We start from the raw sequence: 20,984 nt of genomic DNA on the forward strand, positions 1-20,984 counted from the left end.
ATCGAGATGATGAGATGACGACCGACCGGCCCATGCTGGAGATCAAGAAACTCAGCAAATCCTTCCCCGGCGTCAGAGCCCTGCACGAGGTCGACCTGACCGCCTACCCCGGTGAGATCCACGCCCTGCTGGGCGAGAACGGCGCAGGAAAGTCGACGTTGCTGAAGACGCTGTTCGGCGTCCAGCAGCCCGACAGCGGCGAGGTCTGGTTCGAGGGGGAGCGGCGCTCGTTCTCCCAGCCCAGTGACGCCCTGCACGCCGGACTCGCCATGGTTCACCAGGAACTGAGCCTGGTGCCGCAGTTCACGGCGGTCCAGAACGTCGTGCTGGGACGGGAGAAGGCCCGTGCCGGGTTCATCGACTGGCGTGAGGCCCGCGAACGGGCGGAGAAGTCCCTCGGACGGCTCGGTTTCGACGCCCGGATGGACATCCCCGTGCGGCGGCTCAGCGTCGCCCAGCAGCAACTCGTCGAGATCGCCCGGGCGCTGGCCGTCGGCGCGCGCCTGATCATTCTGGACGAGCCGACCGCCTCGCTGACCACGCAGGAGAGCGAGCAGCTCTTCGCCCTGCTCGAACGGCTCCGCGCCGAGGGCCGCGGCATCATCTACGTCTCGCATCGGCTCGCCGAGGTCATGGCGCTGTCGGACCGGGTCACCGTGCTGCGCGACGGCACGCTTGTCGGCACCCGCACCCGGGCGGAGATCAAGGACGAGACCGACCTGGTCAAGCTGATGGTCGGCCGGAACGTCGACGCGATCAGCAGGATGGAACGTTCCGAAGGCCCCGGCGAGGAGATTCTGCGGATCGAGGGCCTGTCCAGCGCCGAGGGCGTCGCCGACTGCTCGCTGTCGGTCCGGCGCGGTGAGATCGTCGGCCTGGCGGGAATGGTCGGTGCGGGACGGACCGAGCTGGTCCGCGCGCTGATCGGCGCGGACCGGGTGACGGGCGGCGCGGTGTGGATCAGAGGGGAACGCGTCCACATCGGCTCCCCTGCGGACGCCGTCAAGGCGGGTATCGCGTTCCTGCCCGAGGACCGCAAGCACCAGGGCCTCGTGCTCCACATGAGCGCGGCGTCCAACGCGACACTGATCAAGCCGCCGCGCCGGCGCGGCCTGCTGGACCGGCGCGCGCAGCGCGAGCAGACCCGCGCGCTGCTGGCGCAGCTCAACGCCGACATCGACCCCGGGTATCCGGTCGGCAAGCTGAGCGGTGGCACCCAGCAGAAGGTGGTCCTCGCCCGCTGGCTGAAGACCGCCAGCGACATCTTCATCTTCGACGAGCCCACCCGCGGCGTCGACGTGGGTGCCAAGGGGGAGATCCACGCACTCATGCGAGAGCTCGCCGAGGAGGGCAAGGCCATCGTGATGGTCTCGTCGGACCTTCCCGAAGTACTCGGGATGAGCGACCGGGTGGCGGTGATGCGCCGCGGACGCATCGTCGCCGAACTCAGCCGGTCGCAGATCTCGGAAGAAGCCATCGTCCACCACGCCGCGGCGAGCTGACGGTCCAAGGAGAACCATGAGCAACCACACCACCCTCGAGCGGAAATCGGCGACCGAGACGCCGCTGTCCGCCGTGCGGGGACGCCTCGACGTCGCCGCGACCGCACGTCAGGCCGGGCTGGTCGGCGTCATCCTCGTCCTCGTCCTCGGTTTCGGGCTCGCCAGGCCGCTGTTCCTCGACGGCGGCAACCTGATGAACATCCTGCTGCAGGCATCGGTGGTCGGTGTCCTGGCGCTGGGGCAGACGTTCGTCCTGATCACCGGCGGCATCGACCTGTCCATCGGCTCGACCGTCGCGATGTGCGCGGTGGTCAGCGGGTTGCTGTCGCACTCGCTGCCGGTGCCGCTCGCCATCATCGGCGGCATCGCGGTCGGCGCCCTGGCCGGTCTGGTCAACGGGCTCCTCATCACGATGACGAACATCACGCCGTTCATCGTGACGCTCGGCAGCATGAGCATCTACGCCGGGATCGCCCTGATCATCGCGGGCGGCCAGGCCGTGTACGACATCCCGACCGGCTTCCAGGACGCCCTGGCCGGCCGGATCGCCGGGGTCCCGATCCCGGTGCTGCTGTTCGTCCTGCTCACGATCGTCGCGGCCGTGTGCCTGAAGCGGACCGTGTTCGGCGAGCACCTGACCGCCGTCGGCGGGAACGCCGAGGTCGCGCGGCTGGCCGGCATCAACGTCAAGCGCTACACCGCGGCGGCCTACGTCCTCTCCGGCGCGGCGGCCGGGCTGGCCGGGACCATCCTGGTCGCCCGTCTCGGCGCGGCCGACCCGACGCTCGGCGCGGACCTGCTGCTGACGGCCATCGCCGCCACCGTCATGGGCGGTACGAAGCTCGCCGGCGGCGAGGGCAGCATGTACGGTGCGGCGTTCGGCGCGATCATCATCGCGACGCTGACCGCCGGTCTGACCACGTTGAACGTCCAGGCGTTCTACCAGCAGGTCGCCGTCGGCTCCGCGATCATCATCGCCCTGCTGATCGACCAGGTAGCCCGGGGGCGGCGCTGATGCCAGTACTTCTCGACGTCGACGAGCGGGGTCTGGCGACCCTGACCCTGGACCGCTACGCCAAGCGCAACTCGCTCGATGAGGCCATGCTCGAATCGTTCGGCGAGGCACTCGGCGCGATCGAGGCCGACCCGCGGATCCGGGTGGTGGTACTGCGCGGGAGCAACGGCTTCTTCTGCGCGGGCGCCGACATCGCCGACTGGGCGGACCCGGGCCCGGTCACCGCCGATCGGCTGTCACGCCTCGGCACGGCCACCTTCGCGCGGCTCGCCGCGTTGAGCGTGCCCACCGTCGCGCTGATCGAGCGCAGCGCGCTCGGCGGCGGCCTGGAGCTGGCGCTCGCCTGCGACCTGCGCGTCACCACCGAGGACGCCGGCCTCGGCTACCCGGAGACGAGGCTGGGGAACCTGACGGCGTGGGGCGGCATCGCCCGGCTGGTGGACACGGTCGGGCCGGCCCAGGCGCGCCGGCTGTTCCTCACCGCGACAACGATCTCCGGGGCCGAGGCGGCGCGTATCGGCCTCGTCACGCACGCCGTACCGGCCGACCGGCTCGAAGAGACCGTCGAGGAACTCGTCACGGCCGTCATCGCCTGCGAACCGCTCGCGCTGCGGGTCGTCAAGGACATTCTGGCCGGATACGAGACCCGGGTGACGGCCGAGCCGACTCTCGCCGCGTTCTTCAGCTTCTCGGACGCCTCGCGCCGGCGGAAAGAGGCGTTCGTCAAGCGCAGGCCCACGACAACGAAGTGAGAGCATCGTGAACACCACTGGATTCCCCCTCGACGTCGCCGGACGCGACCTCGGTGACCTGTTGGACCGTGCCAAAGTGCCCGCCGGGGACGGCCCGCCGCTCCTCGGCTCGCTGGTCGGCGGCAGCGCCGTCGCCCCGCAGGGCGAGGGCACGGTCCGGATCAGCCCGGCCACCGGACAGCCCCTGTTCCGGGCGGGCGACGAGTCGACCTCCGTGGTCGAGGCCGCGGTCGCCCGCGCCCGGAGCAGTTTCGACACCGGGCGGTGGGGACGGGCCTCCGGCCGCGACCGCGCCCGTGTCCTGGCCCGGACGGCGCAGCTGATCGAGGCCCGCGCGGACGACCTGGCCGAACTGGTCGTGCTGGAGACGGGCAAACCGATCCGCGAGGCCCGCGGCGAGGTCGCCGCGGCCGTCAACGCGTTCGAGTACTTCTCCGGGCTGGCCAGGGACGTCAACGGACGGACGGTCCGTGACATCGACGCGTCGGTGTTCGCGTTCACCGTGCGGGAGCCCGCCGGGGTCGCGGGACTGATCGTCCCGTGGAACTTCCCGCTCGGCATCCTCGGGCAGAAGCTGCCGCCCGCACTGGCCGCCGGCTGCACCGTCGTGGTCAAGCCGAGCCCGCTGACCCCGCTCACCGCACTCGCCGTCGTCTCGCTGCTGTACGAGGCCGGCCTGGAGCCCGACGCGGTCTCGGTGGTCCTCGGTGAGGGCCCCGCGGGCGCGGCGCTCGTCGCCCACCGCGAGGTGGACGTCGTCAGCTTCACCGGCTCGACCGCGACCGGCCGGCACATCGCCGCGCACGCGGGCTCGCAGCGGCTCAAGCGCGTCGCCCTGGAAGCGGGCGGCAAGACCCCGGTCCTGGTGACGGCGAACGCCGACCTGGACGAGGTCGTCGCGGGGCTGACGTTCGCCGCGTTCTTCAACCAGGGACAGGTGTGCGTCGCCGGGTCGCGGATCCTCGCCGACGCGTCCGTCGCGGACGAGCTGGGCGAGCGTCTCGCCGCGCGGGCGGCGGGTCTCGTCCTCGGCGACCCGTGGTCGGAGGCCACCCAGATGGGCCCGCTGATCTCCCAGCAGCACTTCGACGGGGTGAGCGCGGCGATCGAGACGTCCAGGCGGGAAGGTGCGCGGGTGCTGGCCGGCGGGGACCCCTCCGCGCCGGAGGCCACCGGAGCGCGCCCGTTCCTCGCGCCGACGGTGCTGGCGACCGACGACGACGGCTCGACCGCGGCCCGCGAGGAACTGTTCGGGCCGGTCACCGTCGTGCAGTCCTTCACCTCGCTCGACGAGGCGGTCACGCGCGCCAACGCCTCGGCGTACGGCCTGGCCGCCTCGGTGTGGAGCAATGATCTGCGCGAGGCGCTGGACCTGACGCTCCGGCTGCGCACCGGCACCGTGTGGATCAACGGCTCCACCGACGCCTTCCCCGAGCTCCCGCTCGGCGGTCGCCGTGACAGCGGCTACCAGGCCGAGTTCGGCCGCGAGGGCATGGAGTTCTTCACCGAGAACAAGACCGTCCAGGTCGGCCGTACGCGCAGAAAGGACTGGTACACCGCGTGAACGCGCAGGCAACCACGACCACCGCCTACCCGTCGCTGCGCGGCAGGACCGTGCTGGTGACCGGGGCGCTCGGCGGTCTCGGCACCGCGATCGTGGACGCGTTCGCGGCGTCCGGGGCGCGGGTCGCCGTTCACCATCTCGGCCAGGCCGGCAAGGCCGCCGAGCGGGTGCGCCGGCTCACCGAGGCGGGGACGGCCGCGATGGCCGTCGAGGCCGACATCACCGACTGGGACGCCGTCGAGGGGATGGTCGCCCGGGTGAGCTCCGAGCTGGGGCCGATCGACGTCCTGGTGAACAACGCCGGGTACATGGCTCCCGGACGGCTCGCCGAGATCTCCCTCGAAGAGTGGCGGAAGACGTTGACCGTCGACCTCGACGGTGTCTTCCTGTGCAGCCGTCACGTGCTCGGATCGATGCTCGAACGGGGGGCGGGCGTCATCGTCAACGTCTCGTCGCAGCTGGCCTTCAAGGGCGCCCGCGACTACGTCAGCTACTGCGCCGCCAAGGCCGGCGTCGCCGGGCTCACCCGGGCGCTGGCCCGCGAGGTCGGGCCGGCGGTCCGCGTCAACGCGATCGCTCCGGGGCCGGTGGACACTCCGTTCATCACCCCCTGGGCGACCGAGGAGTGGAAGCGGGAACGCACCGGTGACCTCGTCATCGGCAGGCTCGCGACGCCCGAGGAGATCGCGCCCACCGTGGCGTTCCTCGCCTCCGACGACGCCGCGCTCTACCACGGCCAGGTGCTGCACCTCAACGGCGGAGGGGTGATGGCCTGATGTCGTCGTCGGACAGGAGCCGCCGCGGGCGGCCGGAATTCCGCACCGCGGCGGAGGCGGTCGCGATGATCGATGCCGGGGCCACCGTCGCGATCGGCGGCTCCGGCGGAGGACTGCTCGAACCGGACACGCTGCTCCGGGCATTGGGAAACCGGTTTCGTGAGACCGGCTCCCCGGCCGGCCTCACGCTCGTGCACACCACGGGCATCGGGGACCGCGAAGGCGGCGGCATGGACCATCTCGCGCTGCCCGGCCTCGCCCGCCGGATCATCGCCGGCAACTGGGGCATGGCCCCGAAGATGAGCGCGATGGCCGCGGCAGGGGAGTTCGAGGCGTACAACTTCCCGCAGGGCGTCATGAGCCAGCTCTTCCGCGACATCGCGGCGGGCCGTCCCGGGGTGCTCACGCACGTCGGCATCGGCACGTTCTGCGACCCGCGCCTGGAGGGTGGCAGGCTCAACGACCGCACCACCGAGGAACTCGTCGAGGTGGTGAGCCTGCGCGGGCAGGAGTGGCTGCTCTACCCGTCGCTGCCGATCGACGTCTGCTTCATCCGCGGCACCACCGCGGACGAGGACGGAAACATCACCTCCGAGCAGGAGGCCGCCCGGCTGGAGATGCTCGCCATCGCCCAGGCCACGCGGAACAGCGGCGGCCTCGTCATCGCCCAGGTGAAGTACGTCGCCGAAGGGGGCTCGCTCGATCCGCGCGACGTCGTCGTGCCGGGCATGTGCGTCGACGTCGTCGTCGTCAACCCCGAGCAGCGGCAGGTGGTGACGCACGAGTACAACCCCGCGTTCGCCGGGGCCACCAAGGCCGCGCTCTCGTCGCTGCCGCCGTTCCCGCTCGACCAGCGCAAGGTCGTCGCGCGGCGGGCGCTGCGCGAGATCGCCGACGGGGACGTCGTCAACCTCGGCGTCGGGATCGCCGACGGGGTCGCGGCCGTCGCCGCCGAGGAGGGCTGGGTCGAGGACTTCACACTCACGATCGAGCAGGGGCTCGTCGGCGGTGTGCCGGCCCGGGGGGTCATCTTCGGCGTCGCCACGAATCCGGTCGCGATCCTGGACCAGCCCGCGCAGTTCGACTTCTACGACGGCGGCGGCCTGGACATCTGCTTCCTGGGCTTCGCCCAGATCGACCGGGCGGGCAACGTCAACGTGTCCAAGTTCGGCGGCAGGATCGTTGGCACCGGCGGGTTCGTCAACATCTCGCAGAACGCCTCGACCGTGGTCTTCTGCGGCACGTTCAACGCGGGCGGGCTCCAGGCCGTGCCCGCCGCCGGAAGCCTGGACATCCGCGTCGAGGGCAGGCACCGGAAGTTCGTCGACACGGTCGACCAGGTGACGTTCAGCGCGGCCGAGGCGCGCCGACGCGGCCAGCGGGTCCTGTACGTCACCGAACGGGCGGTCTTCGAGCTCGGCCCGGACGGGCTGGTGCTCATCGAGGTCGCACCCGGCGTCGACCCCCAGACCCAGGTCCTCGACCCGCTCGGCAACGGGGTGAAGGTCGCGGACCCTCTCACCGTGATGGACAAGGAGATCTTCGTGGACCGGCCTCTCGGGAGCGCCTGGCGGACGACGGGGAGGGCGGGTTCGTGATGAGCGATGTCAGGATCATGCTGCCGGCACCGGACGGCGGGAAGCGCACCCACGTCCTGGCCGACCGGTCCCCGGTACACGACTTCACCGGCGGCCCGCCGACCTCCCGCACGGTGTACGCCGCCGCGCACGTCGTGGCCGATCCGCTGCACGACCCGCCGGGGCTGGACTGGGAGTCCACGCTGGCGTTCCGCCGGCACCTGTGGTCCCTGGGCCTGGGCGTCGCCGACGCCATGGACACCGCGCAGCGCGGTGGTGGCCTGGACTGGGCGGACGCCCGCGAGCTGATCGCCCGGTCGGGGGCCGAGGCGCGCGCCGTCGGCGGGGCGCTGGTCTGCGGAGCGATGACCGACCAGCTCGCCCCGACGGGCCGCTGGAGTCTCGGCGACATCGCCGAGGCGTACCTGGAGCAGGCCGGCTGGATCAGCCGGTCCGGCGGCACTCCGGTGATCATGGCGAGCCGTCACCTCGCCGCCGTCGCGCGGGGGGCCGACGACTATCACGAGGTGTACGGCAAGGTCCTCGACCAGGTCGACGGACCGGTCATGCTGCACTGGCTGGGCGAGGCGTTCGACCCCGCCATGGCCGGGTACTGGGGTGATGCCGACCTCGACCGGGCCACCGAGACGGTCCTGGCGATCCTCACCGAGCACCCCGGACGCGTCCGGGGGATCAAGATCTCCCTGCTCGACGCGGGACGCGAGGTCGATCTGCGGCGGCGGTTGCCCGAAGGCGTCGCCATGTTCACCGGGGATGACTTCAACTACGCCGAACTGATCCGGGGCGACGAGCACGGTCACAGCGAGGCGCTCCTCGGCGTGTTCGACGCGATCGCCGCGCCCGCGCGGGCCGCGCTCGCCCGGCTCGACGCCGGCGACCTCGACGGGTACGCCGCGCTGCTCGAACCGACGGTTCCCCTGGCCCGGCACCTGTTCGCGAGCCCGACCTCGGCCTACAAGACGGGCGTGGTCTTCCTGGCCTGGCTGAACGGCCACCAGGATCACTTCCACCTCGTCGGCGGCGCGCAGGCCCTCCGCTCGGTACCCCATCTGGTGAGGCTGTTCGTCCTCGCCGACCGGGCGGGCGCGTTCGCCGACCCCGCGTCGGCGGCGCGGCGGATGCGCTCGTTCCTCGCGGTCGCCGGGTTCGAGGCGTAGTCATGGACCCGCGACGACCCGGCCTCGACCAGGCGGGAACCCGGACGAGGACGCAGCGGGGAAGGGCCGAAAGGTGCCTGCCATGACCGGGCCCGCACGGGTGCTGCTCGCACCCGACTCGTTCAAGGGCACGATGGACGCCGCCACCGTGGCCGACGCGCTCGCGGCGGGGGTCGCGGACGCCGGCGGCAGGGCGCTGCCCTGCCCGCTGGCCGACGGCGGCGAGGGCACCCGCGACGTGCTGCGCCGCGCCCTGGGCGGCGAGCTCGTCCGAGCCGCGGCACGCGGTCCCCTCGGTGACCGGATCGAGGGCGAGTTCCTGCTGACGAACGGGGGACGCACCGCCGTCGTCGAGACGGCGACGGCGAGCGGGCTCACCCTGCTCGCCCCTGAGCGGCTCGACGCATGGTCGGCGACCAGCGCCGGAACCGGTGACCTGATCGTCGCCGCCGTGGCGGCGGGCGCGCGCCGCGTCCTGCTCGGGGTCGGGGGCAGCGCCTGTACGGACGGGGGCGCCGGCGCTTGCGCGGCCATCGAGGCCGGAGGCGGCCTGGACGGGGTCGAGCTCGTCGTCCTGTGCGATGTCGCGACCCCGTTCGAGGACTCCGCCCGGGTGTTCGGGCCCCAGAAGGGCGCCGATCCCGACCTCGTCGCGCGGCTCACCGACCGCCTGCACGAGAGGGCGGCGGCGCTGCCCCGCGACCCGCGCGGGCGCGCCCGCACCGGGGCGGCGGGCGGGCTGTCCGGCGCGTTGTGGGCGGCCTACGACGCACGGCTCGTCTCCGGCATCGAGACCGTTCTGGACCTGGTCGGTTTCGACGCGCTCCTGGCCGGGGCCGACGCGGTCGTCACCGGTGAGGGGCGTCTCGACGCGCAGACCGCCGACGGCAAGGTGATCTCCGGTGTCACCCGGCGGGCCGCGGGCGTCGGCGTCCCGGTCTGGGCGGTCGTCGGCCAGTCCCGGCTCGACGCCGCGGACACGGCGGCCCTCGGGCTGGCCGGGGTGGCCGAGGCCACCGACCAGGGCCGGCTCCGCGCCGCCGCGGCGTCGATCACAGCCTCGCTCGGCGCGACTGAGCATCCCAATCCCTGAGAGGACAGGCATCATGCCACGCACCACCTACACCTACGTCATCGTCGGAGCCGGAGCCGCCGGCTGCGTCCTGGCGAACCGGCTGAGCGCCGACCCGGAGGCGCGCGTGCTCCTGCTCGAAGCGGGCGGGAGCGACCGGTCGCCCCTCATCACCATTCCCGCGGGCTTCTCCAAGCTGATGGGCACGAAGGTCAACTGGATCTTCGACACCGTCCCGCAGAAGAACCTCAACGACCGGCGGATGTTCCTGCCGCAGGGCCGGGTCCTGGGCGGCAGCACCTCGATCAACGCGATGCTCTACGTCCGCGGCAACCGCGAGGACTACGACACCTGGCGCGACCTCGGCAACAAGGGCTGGGGATACGACGACGTCCTGCCGTACTTCACCGCGCACGAGGACAACGAGCGGCTCGCGGACGCCTACCACGGCACCGGCGGCGAGCTGCACGTGAGCGACCAGGTACAGCACAACCCGATGTCGGCGGCGTTCCTGCGGGCGGCGCAGGAGGTCGGCATCCCGTACACGGCCGACCCGAACGGGGCCACCCAGGACGGGGTCTTCTACCACCAGGTCACCCAGCGCAAGGCGCGCCGGGAGAGCGCGTCGTCGGCGTTCCTGCGGTCCGTGCGGCACCGCCCGAACCTGACGGTGCTCACCGGCGCGCGGGCCGACCGGTTGATCGTCAAGAACGGCCGGGCAGTCGGGCTGACCTACCTGCGCGGCGGGCGCCAGGAGACGGTCTTCGCCGACGCCGAGGTCATCGTGAGCGCCGGGGCGATCAACTCGCCGCGCCTGCTGCTGAGGTCGGGCATCGGCCCCGCCGACGAGTTGCGCGCACTCGGCATCGACGTCGTCCAGGACCTTCCCGGGGTGGGCAGGAACCTGCACGACCAGCTTGAGGTCTACATCACGCGCGAGTGCGCGAAGCCCATCAGCTACAGCGGCGAGGACAGGTGGGACCGGGCGCTGCGGCACGCGGTGCAGTACGGCCTGTACCGGACGGGGCCCGCGACCGCGACGATCACCGAGGTCGGCGCGTTCATCCGCAGCTCCGAGCAGGTGACCTCGCCGGACATCCAGCTCCACTTCCTGCCCGCCTACGTGGTGTGGAAGGACAACTCGCGCACGGCCGCGCACGTCCCCGGCCACGGCGTGACGCTGCTGGCCTGTAATGTCCGGCCCCGCAGCCGCGGCTCGGTGCGTCTGGTCTCCAAGGACCTGGACGCCCCTCCGGCAGTCGACCCGAACTACCTGGACGACCCGCGCGACTGGGATATCGCGGTCGAGGGCTTCCACCGGATGCGCGAGGTCTTCGACGCGCCCGCGTTCAAGGGCCTGCTCAAGGACGAGAGGCTGCCCGGCGCGTCGGTCCGGAGCGACGCGGACATCCGCGCGTTCATCCGCAAGTGGGCCAAGACCGACTACCACCCGGTCGGGAGCTGCAAGATGGGCGTGGACGAGCTGGCCGTCGTCGACCCCGAGCTGCGCGTGCACGGTATGTCCGGACTGCGCGTGATCGACTCCTCGATCATGCCGAACATCATCAGCGGCAACACCCAGGCCCCGTCGATGATGATCGGCGAGAAGGGTGCCGCGCTGATCCTGACCTCGCCGTCGTCGCGCAGGTGACGAGGGGTCATCGACCGTGCCGGGCGATGCTCAGCCGGTGGAGCCGCTCGACCAGGTCGGTGGGGCGGTCGAAGTCCACCAGGGGGAGCCAGGTGAGGGCGTCGAGCTCGTCCGGGGCCAGCGCGCCGCGGACTCCGCCGACCAGCGCGGCGACGGTGTCGGTGTCGCCGCCGAGGAGGACGGAGTGGCGCAGCGCCGAGTCCAGATCCGTTGCCGTGCGCAGGACGTGGACCACGGCGGCGGTCGTCTCCAGCGCGTCGAGGCCGACGCCTCCGGCGGGCGGGGTCCAGGTGCCGGCGAGGGCGGCGCGGACGGCGGTGGGCTCCCCGTAGCGGCCGGCGACCCAGCCGGCCTCGGCCTCGGCGGCGGCCAGGACCGCGTCGATTCCCGCGCCCTCGATCGCCCACGCGGCCATCGCGGCGACGAGGCAGGCGGCGGCGATGGCCTCCGGGGCGCGGTGGGTGCCGATCGCCAGTGCCTCCACCAGGTGACGGCGCAGGTCCTCCTTGGCGGCGGGAGTGGTCCAGCCGACGGGGAGCATGCGCATCGCCGCGCCGTTGGTGGGGCGCTCGCCGGGGATCGGCTCGGGCAGCGTGCCGGTCTCACCGAAGTGGGCCAGGGCGCGGCGGGTGGTCGGGCCGATGCCGCGGATCTCGTCCGCCGCGGCGGCGAGCCGGGTCAGGAAGGCCTCGGCGGTCGGGTTCCCCTCAGTGTCGGCCAGCAACTCGCAGACCAGGAGCATCTGGGCGGTGTCATCGGAGGTCGCGCCGCGCGGCCAGCCCTGCCGGGTGGCCGGGATCTCGTCGATGCGGTCGGCGTCGATCACCGTCGGGTCCGAGCCCTCCCAGGGGACGCCCAGCGCGTCGCCCGCGGCGAACGCCGTCATCGCCCGCCCGATGCGCTCGGCCGAGGGCGGCCGACGCTCTCCCGGGTCATGGGCGACCGAGCCGGGCTCGGTGCCCCCGGACGCCGGATCGCGCTGGGCGCGGTCGGTGAACTCGCTTGGTTGCGGCACCGTTACATGGTAGGTCGTGCGGGCCTCGTGGGCATGTGACGGTCCGGCGGCCGGTGGGGGCGAACCGCTGTGCCCCGGGAACGGGGGCGGAGAAGAACGCGGCCGGCCACCGGAAAGGCCGGCCGCGCTCCCGGCCGGAGGAACGGATCGCCGCCGAACCCCCGGTTTCGGGGAAAGGCCCAGGTCCGGGCCGTCACGGCCAGGACCCGAGCCCGCGATCCTCCGGGGGGATCAGCCGACGTTGGCGCAGATCGCGTAGACGCTGATGCCGACGTCGTTGTAACCGGGCTGGCGGCCGAGGCCGATCCAGCCGCCGCCGTCATCGGTGGGGAAGGAACCCACCAGGACGGCCTGGTTGCCCTGTGCCTCGGCGCCGCCGCCGACGGCCTTCTTCCCGGCGGGGCAGCGGACCACGCGGCGCTGGAAGTTGGGGACGTTGGCGTTCGGGAGCTTGACGATCTGGTAGCCCGTGAAGTCGGCCGCGGCCTTCGTACCGGCGGCGGCCGGTACGAAGGCGGTTATCGCGGTCAGGCTCGCGATGCCGACGGCGACGCTCAGGGTGGCGGTCATGAGCTTCCTGCTTCGCATGATCTCTCCTGGGACGGGGAGTGCCTGGATGGTCACGCAAAGTAAATGCGCCATCACGCTGAGTGTCCAGCCCTGGTTTTGTCACCGTCCCGTCAGTTGCGGCCGCCCCACAGATGGGCAGGCGTGCGCGCCGGGCGGTGTGCGCGGGTGGAGGTGCCGGGGCTGGCGGGGTGGGTCGCGCGGGAGGTGGAAGTGGGTGCGGCCGGGGGCTGACCGACGCTGGATGTCGATCAGTTCTGAGAGCGCTCTCAGATCAGGATAGGTCTATTCCTTGATTGTTGGCCAGCGGGTCGATGTGCCGTCTGTGGGTGCCTGGTGAGGGTGTCGTGCGATGGAACGCCCTGTTTTCTGGGCCTATGCCGTCCCGCCTGCATATCTGCTCTTTACTTATTCGTTACCAACGCGAAACGTTGACTGCTGTGACTCGGGCCGTTACTTTGCGGTGAGAGAGCGCTCTCTCATGCCGGTCCGCTTCGGAGCCCGACTCCTCTCCCCGGAGGCACCCCCCAATGGATCCCTCGATCCGGACCACGGGTCCGGACAACGCGCACCCCCGCGAAGGACGACTCGCCCACCGCATCCGGACCCGCCGCAGGCGCCTCGCCGCCGGCGTGGTCGTCGCGATGGTGGCCGGGCTGCTCGGCCTCGGCGCCGTCCACTCCGCCGAGGCCGCCACGGTCGGCGCCGGTAGCTACGCCGACACCCTCCCGGCCGGCCGCTCGCTGCCGACCGGCTGCGGCTCCCTCTCCACCAACCCCCGCCAGTGGGTGACGGCCAACGCCCCCGCCGGAGCCGTGCCCACCAACGACTGGTGGTCGTCGATCCTGTTCAAGAAGACCGACTGCGCGTACGGTGAGCCGTTGCACGCCCACCCGATCTCCTACGACACCTTCGGCAACGGCCTCGGCTTCTCCTACAACACCACCCCGCAGATCAGTGGCACCGCCACCGGGGTGGGGGAGTACCACTACCCGTACGTCGAGAACATCAGGGTCGGTGTCGCGGGCCTGAGCTCGCCGGACGTCAAGGTCGACGGCTGGAGCGACTGGACCGTCACCCCGTACTGGAGCGGTGGCGGCCGGACCATGAAGGCCACCATCGGCCACGGCCTGCCGTTCGCCTACTTCCAGATCACCGGCGGTGACGCGCAGATCACCGCGGCAGGCACCCCCTCGGTCTGGTCCAACAGCGGCGCCACCATCGGCTTCACCGCGGGCGGCCGCGACTACGTCGCCTACGCCCCGACCGGCGCGACCTGGTCGGTGAGCGGCACGACGATCAGCTCGTCCCTGGCGGGCAAGGGCTTCTTCTCGGTGGCGGCGCTGCCCGCCGGCGGCGACCGCGTGGCCCTGGCGAACACCTACGGCCAGTACGCGCACGCGCACGTCACCGGCACCCAGGTCTCGTACTCCTACACGCCGTCCAACAGCACGCTCACCACGACGTACGCCTTCACCACCACGGCCAGGCAGGGCAGCGCGACCGGCACGGTCATCGCGCTCTACCCGCACCAGTGGAACTACCTGACCGGCTCGACGCCGCTGGCGCAGACCTATGTCTCGGCGCGCGGCCAGATGAAGATCGTCACCGGTACGCAGTTCAGGACGTCGATGAAGTACACCGGCGTGCTGCCCGAGGTCCCCGCGGTGGCCGACAACTCGGGCGCCGATCTCACCACGATCACCAACCATCTCAACGCCGAACTCGGCAACCCGATGGACATCCGCGGCGACGACACCTACTGGACGGGCAAGGGGCTGGGCAGGGCCGCCCGCATCGCGGAGATCGCCGACCAGCTCAACCTGACGTCGGTGCGCACCGCCGCGCTGAACGCCATCCGCAGCCGCCTCAACGACTGGTTCACCGCCTCGCCCGGCAAGACCAGCCGGGTCTTCTACTACAACCCGGCCTGGGGGACCCTGCTCGGCTACCCGGCCTCGTACGGCTCCGACCTGGAGCTCAACGACCACCACTTCCACTACGGCTACTACATCGCCGCCGCCGCGACCCTGGCCAAGTTCGACCCCAACTGGGCGAAGACCAGCCAGTACGGCGGCATGGTGGACCTGCTGATCCGCGACGCCAACAACTACGACCGCAACGACACCCGCTTCCCCTACCTGCGTGACTTCGACATCTACGCGGGCCACGACTGGGCGGCCGGGCACGGATCGTTCGGCTCGGGCAACAACCAGGAGTCCTCGTCGGAGGGCATGAACTTCGCCAACGCCCTCATCCAGTGGGGACAGGCCACCGGCAACACCGCGGTCCGCGACGCGGGCATCTACATCTACACGACCCAGAACGCGGCGATCCAGGAGTACTGGTTCGACGTGCGCGACCAGAACTTCCCCGCCGCCTTCGGCCACAGCACCGTCGGCATGGTCTGGGGCTCCGGCGCCGCCTACGCCACCTGGTTCAGCGCCGAGCCGGAGATGATCCAGGGCATCAACATGCTCCCGGTCACCGGCGGGCACTTCTACCTGGGCGACAACCCCGGCTACGTGACCACCAACTACAACGAGCTGGTACGCAACAACGGCGGCCCGCCCACCGTGTGGCAGGACATCATCTGGGAGTTCCTCGCCCTGGGCAACGGCGACACGGCACTGGCGAACCTCAGGGCCAACAGCGGCTTCACCCCGGAGGAGGGGGAGAGCAGGGCGCACACCTTCCACTGGATCCGCAACCTGGCCGCTCTCGGCAACGTGGACAACTCGGTGACCGCCAACCACCCGCTGGCCAAGGTGTTCAGCAAGAACGGCGCCCGGACCTACGTCGCGTCCAACATCACCGGCAGCGCGATCACGGTGACCTTCTCCAACGGCACGACGCTCAACGTGCCCGCGGGCAAGACCGTCACCTCGGGAGCCCTCACCTGGAGCGGCGGCAACGCCAGCGGAGGCAGCACCGGCCCCGACCCGACTCCCACGCCCACCCCGACCCCCACCCCGACTCCGACCCCGACGGTGGGTCCCTTCACCGCGACGCGCTACCTGCAGTCCGGCGGCGGGCTGCCGGGTACGGCGGGCACCGCGGGCACCGTCACGCTGGCCGCCGCCAACGGCAACCGCGACGGTACCCCGACCAACGCGCAGGTCTTCACGGCGACCGGCCTCACCGGCACCTACAACGGCGGCTCCACCACGTTCGACCTCTTCGTGGACGCGGGCACCACGGTCGCCAACGGTACCCAGGTCCGCGTCTCCTACGACCTGACCGGCAACGGGAGCTGGGACAGGGTGGAGACCTACGCCTACTTCGCCACCGACCCGGTGACGGGCTGGGAGCACTACACGCAGGGCGCGGGACCGCAGTCCGCCTCGGGGGCGCTCGGCAACCTGTCGGGAGGCCAGGTGAAGGTCGAGGTCTGGAGTGCCATCGGCAACGGCACCACCGCCCTCGGCGTCGGCAACCAGTCCCTCGTACGGCTGCCGTTCAGCTGATCCGTGACGGGGCGGCGGGTCTTCCGCCGCCCCGACCTCAGCTGATCTTTGAGGGGAAGGCCGGGAGCGGGAGCTCCCGGCCGTTCTCGCCTCCGGACGGCAGGGGCAGGCCGATCGGGCTCAGCGTCGGCGGGATGCCCGCCTTCACGACGGCCTCGGTCAGCGGGTGGAGCAGCCGGGCGAGGGCGGAGGTCCGCTCCTCACCGAGGGCCCGCCAGGGGCCGGCCGCGGCCTCGTCGGTCAGCCGTTCGATCCGCGCGCGCACCCGGGTGCCCTCGGCCGTGAGGGCGCCGGAGGCGTCGACCCATCCGCGCTCGCGCAGGGCGGCGGCACCGGACTCCCACTCCTCGTCCGGCCAGGGGCGTGCCACGCGCAGCAGGTCCAGGTCCGTCTCACCGGCGGCGACCTTGAGCAGGTGGGCCTGGGTCGGGGAGACGCCGTGGGCGACGAGCGCGGCCACGTGCCCGTCTCCCCGGTGCTCGCGCAGCGTGGTCGCGGCCTGCCAGAGCAGCAGGTGCGGCTCGTCCGGGGCCGGCAGTGCCTGGTTGGCCGCGCTCAGCACCCGGCCCGCGGTGTCGGCGAGCCGGGCGGCCCGCCAGGCGAGGTCGGCCGCCGCGCGCAGGTCGTCCGGGCCGGCCACCTCGTCGGTGAGCAGGTTCCGCAGCGCCGCCCTCGCCCCGTCGAGCCGGGCGCGGAGCACGTCGCCGGGGGTCGCGAACGTCCACGCGTCGGGGAGTGCCCTGGAGACCTTGGCCGGAGGGAAGCCGTGGAAGGCGGCCGTGACGACGTCGGGGCCGACCGGTCCGAGTGGTGCCGCCCTGGTCGCGAAGTACCCCATCCAGAAGCCGCGCATGCCTACCGCGTCGGACGCCGCCCGAGCCTCCGGGGCGAAGTAGGTGACGGCGTGCAGGGGCTCCAGCAGTTGCCACATGACACGCGGAACGTTCGGTTCGTGCTCCGGCACGGTCTCACACCCTGTCTCATGGATCCTGGCGGATCGGCTGTGCATGTTCATACGGTACTCGGCGAAATGACCGCTGATCTCCCTCCGGGAAGATCCGCTCATCTGGTCCGAACACTGACCTGATCAGCGAAGATGGGTCATCTTCCCGGTAAGGTTGGGTCTTCTCAAGGGATGCCGCGCGAGTTATCAAGAACTCGGAGCGAATTGTGATCCCAGACGGGTTCACCCTCTGCCGCCGCACTCCCGGCGCCACCGTCACGTCTGGTCGTCCAGCCCCCCGAGCCGATGGAGAACCGCGTGCGTCAGTCACTCAGAGTGGTCATTGGAATCCTTTGTGTCGTCGCCATGCTGGCGACGGGCGTCACGACCGCGCAGGCGGCCGTCCCCAACAGATGGGGCTTCGCCGTCGTCGACGTCACCTCCGGCATTCCCAACCCCAGCCACCAGGCCGGTAGCTGGCCGGGCGGCTTCAACGTCACCGTCACCCCGGGCGGAGCCGGGCAGACATTCGTGAGGTTCCCGCAGATCGCGATCGGCGGCGGCGTGGTCCACGTCACCGCGATCTCCCCGAACGCCTACTGGTGCCAGGCGCAGACCTGGGGGCCGTCCGGGGTCGACCTGGTGGTGGCCGTGCAGTGCTACCGGTATGGAGGGGCTCCGGTCTTCACCCCGTATAGCATCGTCTTCGAGCAGAGCACCGGCACCCTGCCCGCGCCGCAGGCGTTCGGCTACGTGCACTACAACGGCGGGGCCGTCGCCACCCAGTTCAACTCGGCCGGAGGCGTGAACACCGTCGCCGGTGGCGGGGGTGTCTGGACGGTCACGCTGCCCGGCCTGGGCTCAACCGGCTTCGCCGGCAACCTTCAGGTCACCGCGGTCGACCCCGGCCAGCCCGCCCGGTGCAAGGTCGGCGGCTGGGCCCCCGCCGTGGGCGCGCAGACGGTCCAGGTGCGCTGTCACAACGCGACCAGCACGCCGCTCAACACCGGGTGGACCCTGACCTACCAGCGTGAACGTGCCATCACCGGCGCGGCGATCCCGCCGAAGAACTTCGCCTACACCTTCGACAACACCCCGGCCAACCCCGGCCCGTACGCACCGGTGCCTCCGCCGGTGAACTACAACTCCCAGACGGCGGTGAACACCGTCCAGACCTCCGGGACCGGCCAGCGCATGGTGCTCTTCCCCGCGGTCGGGGTCCTGCAGGACCACGTCCAGGCCACCGCGTACGGACCCGGCCCCGAGTTCTGCAACCTGTTGACCCTCTGGGCCACCAGCGGTGGCACCGCGATCGTCCGCAACGTCGTCTGCTACAACGCCGGCACCCGCCTCGACTACCCGTCCCTGGTCACCTACACCTCGGCCTTCTGAGACCGGGGCGCGGTCCCGGCCGGGACCGCGCCTCCGGTCCGTGCCTATCGGGACGCCGGAGGCGGCGGAAAGGTGGCACTCCAGGTCCACCTCGGCTGGGCCGAGAACGAGGACGAGGCCATGGGCATCGCCCACGACCAGTGGCGGAGCAACGTCGCTGATCCCGGTACGGCGGCCGCGCCGGGGCCGGCGCGGTGCCCGGTCGCTCCGGCGACCCGGGAGGAACCCGTACCGAAGAGGTCGGGCGGTTTCCGGTGACCTTGGGGATGGCCAATGAAGTGAATTTTCCTCACTTTTACGACATAGGACGGAAACAATTAGGGCGAAATCAATTCACAGATGCGGTTAGATGTTCTACCTTTGTTGTGGGAGCGCTCCCACACGAAGGAGGCGCAGTGTCTCTCCACCACAACTCATCCGCGGCGTACCTTGACGCGGTCCCCGAGTACGCGGCCGAGTGCCTGCTGTCCGCCGCCCCGTCAAGCGTGCGTGATGCCCGCTCGATGGTTCGCCGGGAGCTCTCCCTGTGGGGTGTGGACGACCTCATAGACGACTGCGTGCTGGTCGTCAGCGAGCTGGTCACCAACGCCGTCAAGCACGGTGGTGCCGCGTGCGCACTGCGCATCCGCGGCGACGGGGGCCTGGTCCACGGCGAGCTCTTCGACCCCGGGGCGGGCGCGCCCCGGGTGTGCGCCCGCGACATGGAGGCCACCGGTGGCAGGGGCCTGCAGATCGTCGACGCCCTCGCCGACGACTGGGGCGTCACGCACTTCCCCTCGGGTGGCAAGACCGTCTGGTTCATCCTCAGCCTCCCCGAACCCGTCCGCCCTCATCCCACCGGCGTCCCGGCCCTGCGGCTCTAGCGGCACCCCGTTCCCCCGCCGATGGGGGGCTCCCGCGCCGGGAGCGGGCCGCCCGGCGCCCTGAGGAGCGTGTTCCCGCACTTCAGCATCTCGGCGGATCGCCCCTTAGGCTGCGGACAGCCGGCCTTCCAGGGAGAGACACGCATCGCCCATGACCACGTACGACCACACCCGTCGCGCCTGTTACACCGGGTACGTCACCCAGGCGATCGTCAACAACCTGGCCCCGTTGCTGTTCATCGTGTTCCAGACCCGCTACCAGCTGCCGCTGGAGATGCTCGGGCGGCTGGTGCTGCTCAACTTCGCCACCCAGCTGGTCACCGACATCGTGGCCGTGAAGTTCGTGGACCGGACCGGTTACCGCATCCCGCTGGTGCTGGCCCATATCCTGTCGGCGGTGGGGCTGGTGTCGCTGGCGGTGGCCCCGGAGCTGTCACCCTCCCCGTACCTGGGACTGTGTGTCGCGATCGTCGTCTACGCCGTCGGCGGCGGTCTGCTGGAGGTGCTCGTCAGCCCCGTCGTGGACGCGCTGCCCAGCCCGCAGGAGGGCAAGGCCGCGGCGATGAGCCTGCTGCACTCCTTCTACTGCTGGGGACAGGTCGCGGTGGTGGCGGGCAGCACCCTGCTGCTGGCCTGGATCGGCCAGGGCGCCTGGCAGGTCCTGCCCGTCGCCTGGGCACTCGTCCCGCTGGTCAACATGGTGGCCTTCCTGAGGGTGCCGCTGCCCGCGACCGTCCCCGACGAGCACCGCACCGCACTGCGGGAACTCTTCCGCGCCCCCGCCTTCGCCGCGGCCGTCGTGCTGATGCTCTGCGCCGGCGCGGCCGAGCTGACCATGTCGCAGTGGTCCTCCCTCTTCGCGGAGGAGGGCCTGGGGGTCTCGAAGGTCTGGGGTGACCTGGCGGGTCCGTGCCTGTTCGCGGTCCTGATGGGCATCGGACGCATCGTCTACGGCCTGTGGGGCGAGCGGATCCCGCTGGTACCGGCCATGACCTCGTGCGGTGCGTTGGCGGCCGTCTGTTACCTGGTGGCCTGCCTGTCCGCCAACCCGGTGGTCAGCCTCGTCGGCTGCGCGGTGTGCGGCCTGGCCGTCAGCCTGCTGTGGCCGGGGACCTTCAGCCTCGCCGCCGCCCGCTTCCCCCTCGGAGGCGCGGCCATGTTCGGCGTGCTGGCCGTCTTCGGCGACGCCGGCGGCGCGGCCGGTCCCTGGATCGCCGGAGCCGCCGCGGACGCCTCCGCCGCGGCCACCGGGCTTCTGGGCGATCTGTCGGCCGTGCTCCCCGACGACGGCGGTTCGGGTCTGCGCACCGGCATCCTCGTCGCCACCGCCTTCCCACTCGCCATCGTCGCCGTCACCCTCGCGTACGGCGCCCGGGCCGGGCGTGCGGGCGTCGTGACAGGCGGTGTCGTGACAGGCGGTGCGGACGGTGAGGCGGTCGGTGACCCGCCCAGGGATCCTCGCCTCACGGGTTGACCCGCCGTGTCCACCCGAATCGCCGGGCTCCCACCGGCGGTTCGAGTGCTTCAGGAGGTTCAGAAGGGTATGACGAGCCTTGTCATGCCCGATGGCCGGGCCTGCCGACCACAGAGGAGCATTTGATGGATTCGCACCCGTCCGGCGGGATCGCCGTGGTCGACGGCGTGAGCGGG

17 protein-coding genes are annotated in these 20,984 nt (G+C 71.5%); 14 read left to right on the forward strand and 3 right to left on the reverse strand.

The annotated features are described in order from the left end of the window. Positions 1 to 14 precede the first annotated feature (14 nt). The 9 genes from ABT061_RS03630 to ABT061_RS03670 all read left to right on the forward strand — a co-directional run bounded on the left by ABT061_RS03630 (position 15) and on the right by ABT061_RS03670 (position 11,087). Positions 15 to 1,502, forward strand: a complete 1,488-nt coding sequence (locus ABT061_RS03630) for a sugar ABC transporter ATP-binding protein (protein ID WP_350912253.1) — start codon at positions 15 to 17, stop codon at positions 1,500 to 1,502. 16 nt (positions 1,503 to 1,518) lie between these two features. Continuing rightward, positions 1,519 to 2,517 carry an ABC transporter permease gene (locus ABT061_RS03635; protein WP_051752308.1) on the forward strand — a complete coding sequence of 333 codons (999 nt, stop codon included), beginning with the start codon at positions 1,519 to 1,521 and terminating at the stop codon, positions 2,515 to 2,517. Then, entirely contained in the window at positions 2,517 to 3,269 is a 753-nt protein-coding gene (locus ABT061_RS03640; protein WP_350912255.1) for an enoyl-CoA hydratase/isomerase family protein, read from the forward strand. Before ABT061_RS03635 ends, ABT061_RS03640 begins: the two co-directional genes overlap by 1 nt. Positions 3,270 to 3,276: 7 nt before the next feature. Then, the gene (locus ABT061_RS03645) at positions 3,277 to 4,833 is read left to right on the forward strand and encodes an aldehyde dehydrogenase family protein (RefSeq protein WP_350912257.1); all 1,557 of its coding nucleotides are present in this window, start codon (positions 3,277 to 3,279) and stop codon (positions 4,831 to 4,833) included. Continuing rightward, a complete protein-coding gene (locus ABT061_RS03650) occupies positions 4,830 to 5,609 on the forward strand; it encodes an SDR family NAD(P)-dependent oxidoreductase (RefSeq protein ID WP_350912259.1) in 780 nt (259 codons plus the stop codon). Before ABT061_RS03645 ends, ABT061_RS03650 begins: the two co-directional genes overlap by 4 nt. Further along, entirely contained in the window at positions 5,609 to 7,207 is a 1,599-nt protein-coding gene (locus tag ABT061_RS03655; protein WP_350912260.1) for an acyl CoA:acetate/3-ketoacid CoA transferase, read from the forward strand. Before ABT061_RS03650 ends, ABT061_RS03655 begins: the two co-directional genes overlap by 1 nt. After that, on the forward strand, positions 7,207 to 8,364 hold the full coding sequence (locus ABT061_RS03660) for a dihydrodipicolinate synthase family protein (RefSeq protein WP_350912262.1): 1,158 nt from the start codon (positions 7,207 to 7,209) through the stop codon (positions 8,362 to 8,364). Before ABT061_RS03655 ends, ABT061_RS03660 begins: the two co-directional genes overlap by 1 nt. 82 nt (positions 8,365 to 8,446) lie before the next feature. Further along, entirely contained in the window at positions 8,447 to 9,457 is a 1,011-nt protein-coding gene (locus ABT061_RS03665) for a glycerate kinase (protein ID WP_350912263.1), read from the forward strand. A 13-nt stretch (positions 9,458 to 9,470) separates the two neighbouring features. Further along, entirely contained in the window at positions 9,471 to 11,087 is a 1,617-nt protein-coding gene (locus tag ABT061_RS03670; RefSeq protein ID WP_350912265.1) for a GMC family oxidoreductase, read from the forward strand. Positions 11,088 to 11,094: 7 nt separating this feature from the next. On the opposite strand, the gene ABT061_RS03675 is transcribed toward ABT061_RS03670, so the two are convergent. Then, positions 11,095 to 12,102 carry an ADP-ribosylglycohydrolase family protein gene (locus ABT061_RS03675; protein WP_350912266.1) on the reverse strand — a complete coding sequence of 336 codons (1,008 nt, stop codon included), beginning with the start codon at positions 12,100 to 12,102 and terminating at the stop codon, positions 11,095 to 11,097. A 231-nt stretch (positions 12,103 to 12,333) separates the two neighbouring features. Next, positions 12,334 to 12,690, reverse strand: a complete 357-nt coding sequence (locus tag ABT061_RS03680; RefSeq protein WP_350912268.1) for a hypothetical protein — start codon at positions 12,688 to 12,690, stop codon at positions 12,334 to 12,336. 509 nt (positions 12,691 to 13,199) lie between these two features. Here ABT061_RS03680 and ABT061_RS03685 point away from each other — a divergent pair. Continuing rightward, the gene (locus ABT061_RS03685) at positions 13,200 to 16,136 is read left to right on the forward strand and encodes a glycosyl hydrolase (protein WP_350912270.1); all 2,937 of its coding nucleotides are present in this window, start codon (positions 13,200 to 13,202) and stop codon (positions 16,134 to 16,136) included. A gap of 37 nt (positions 16,137 to 16,173) precedes the next feature. Here ABT061_RS03685 and ABT061_RS03690 read toward each other — a convergent pair whose 3' ends face one another. Next, complete coding sequence (locus ABT061_RS03690; protein WP_350912272.1) at positions 16,174 to 17,100, reverse strand: SCO6745 family protein; 927 nt, start codon at positions 17,098 to 17,100, stop codon at positions 16,174 to 16,176. Between the two features lie 297 nt (positions 17,101 to 17,397). Here ABT061_RS03690 and ABT061_RS03695 point away from each other — a divergent pair, with 297 nt between their 5' ends. The 4 genes from ABT061_RS03695 (at position 17,398) to ABT061_RS03710 (ending at position 20,808) form a co-directional block, all read left to right on the forward strand. Then, positions 17,398 to 18,471 carry a hypothetical protein gene (locus ABT061_RS03695; RefSeq protein ID WP_350912274.1) on the forward strand — a complete coding sequence of 358 codons (1,074 nt, stop codon included), beginning with the start codon at positions 17,398 to 17,400 and terminating at the stop codon, positions 18,469 to 18,471. Between the two features lie 72 nt (positions 18,472 to 18,543). Then, positions 18,544 to 18,729: a hypothetical protein gene (locus tag ABT061_RS03700; RefSeq protein ID WP_350912276.1), complete on the forward strand. Its 186-nt coding sequence runs from the start codon at positions 18,544 to 18,546 to the stop codon at positions 18,727 to 18,729. Between the two features lie 137 nt (positions 18,730 to 18,866). After that, entirely contained in the window at positions 18,867 to 19,334 is a 468-nt protein-coding gene (locus ABT061_RS03705) for an ATP-binding protein (protein WP_350912278.1), read from the forward strand. 151 nt (positions 19,335 to 19,485) lie between these two features. After that, a complete protein-coding gene (locus ABT061_RS03710) occupies positions 19,486 to 20,808 on the forward strand; it encodes an MFS transporter (protein ID WP_350912280.1) in 1,323 nt (440 codons plus the stop codon). Positions 20,809 to 20,984: the final 176 nt, after the last annotated feature.

The organism is Streptosporangium sp. NPDC002544 (genome assembly GCF_040295965.1).
In the GTDB taxonomy this organism is placed as follows: Bacteria; Actinomycetota; Actinomycetes; order Streptosporangiales; family Streptosporangiaceae; genus Streptosporangium.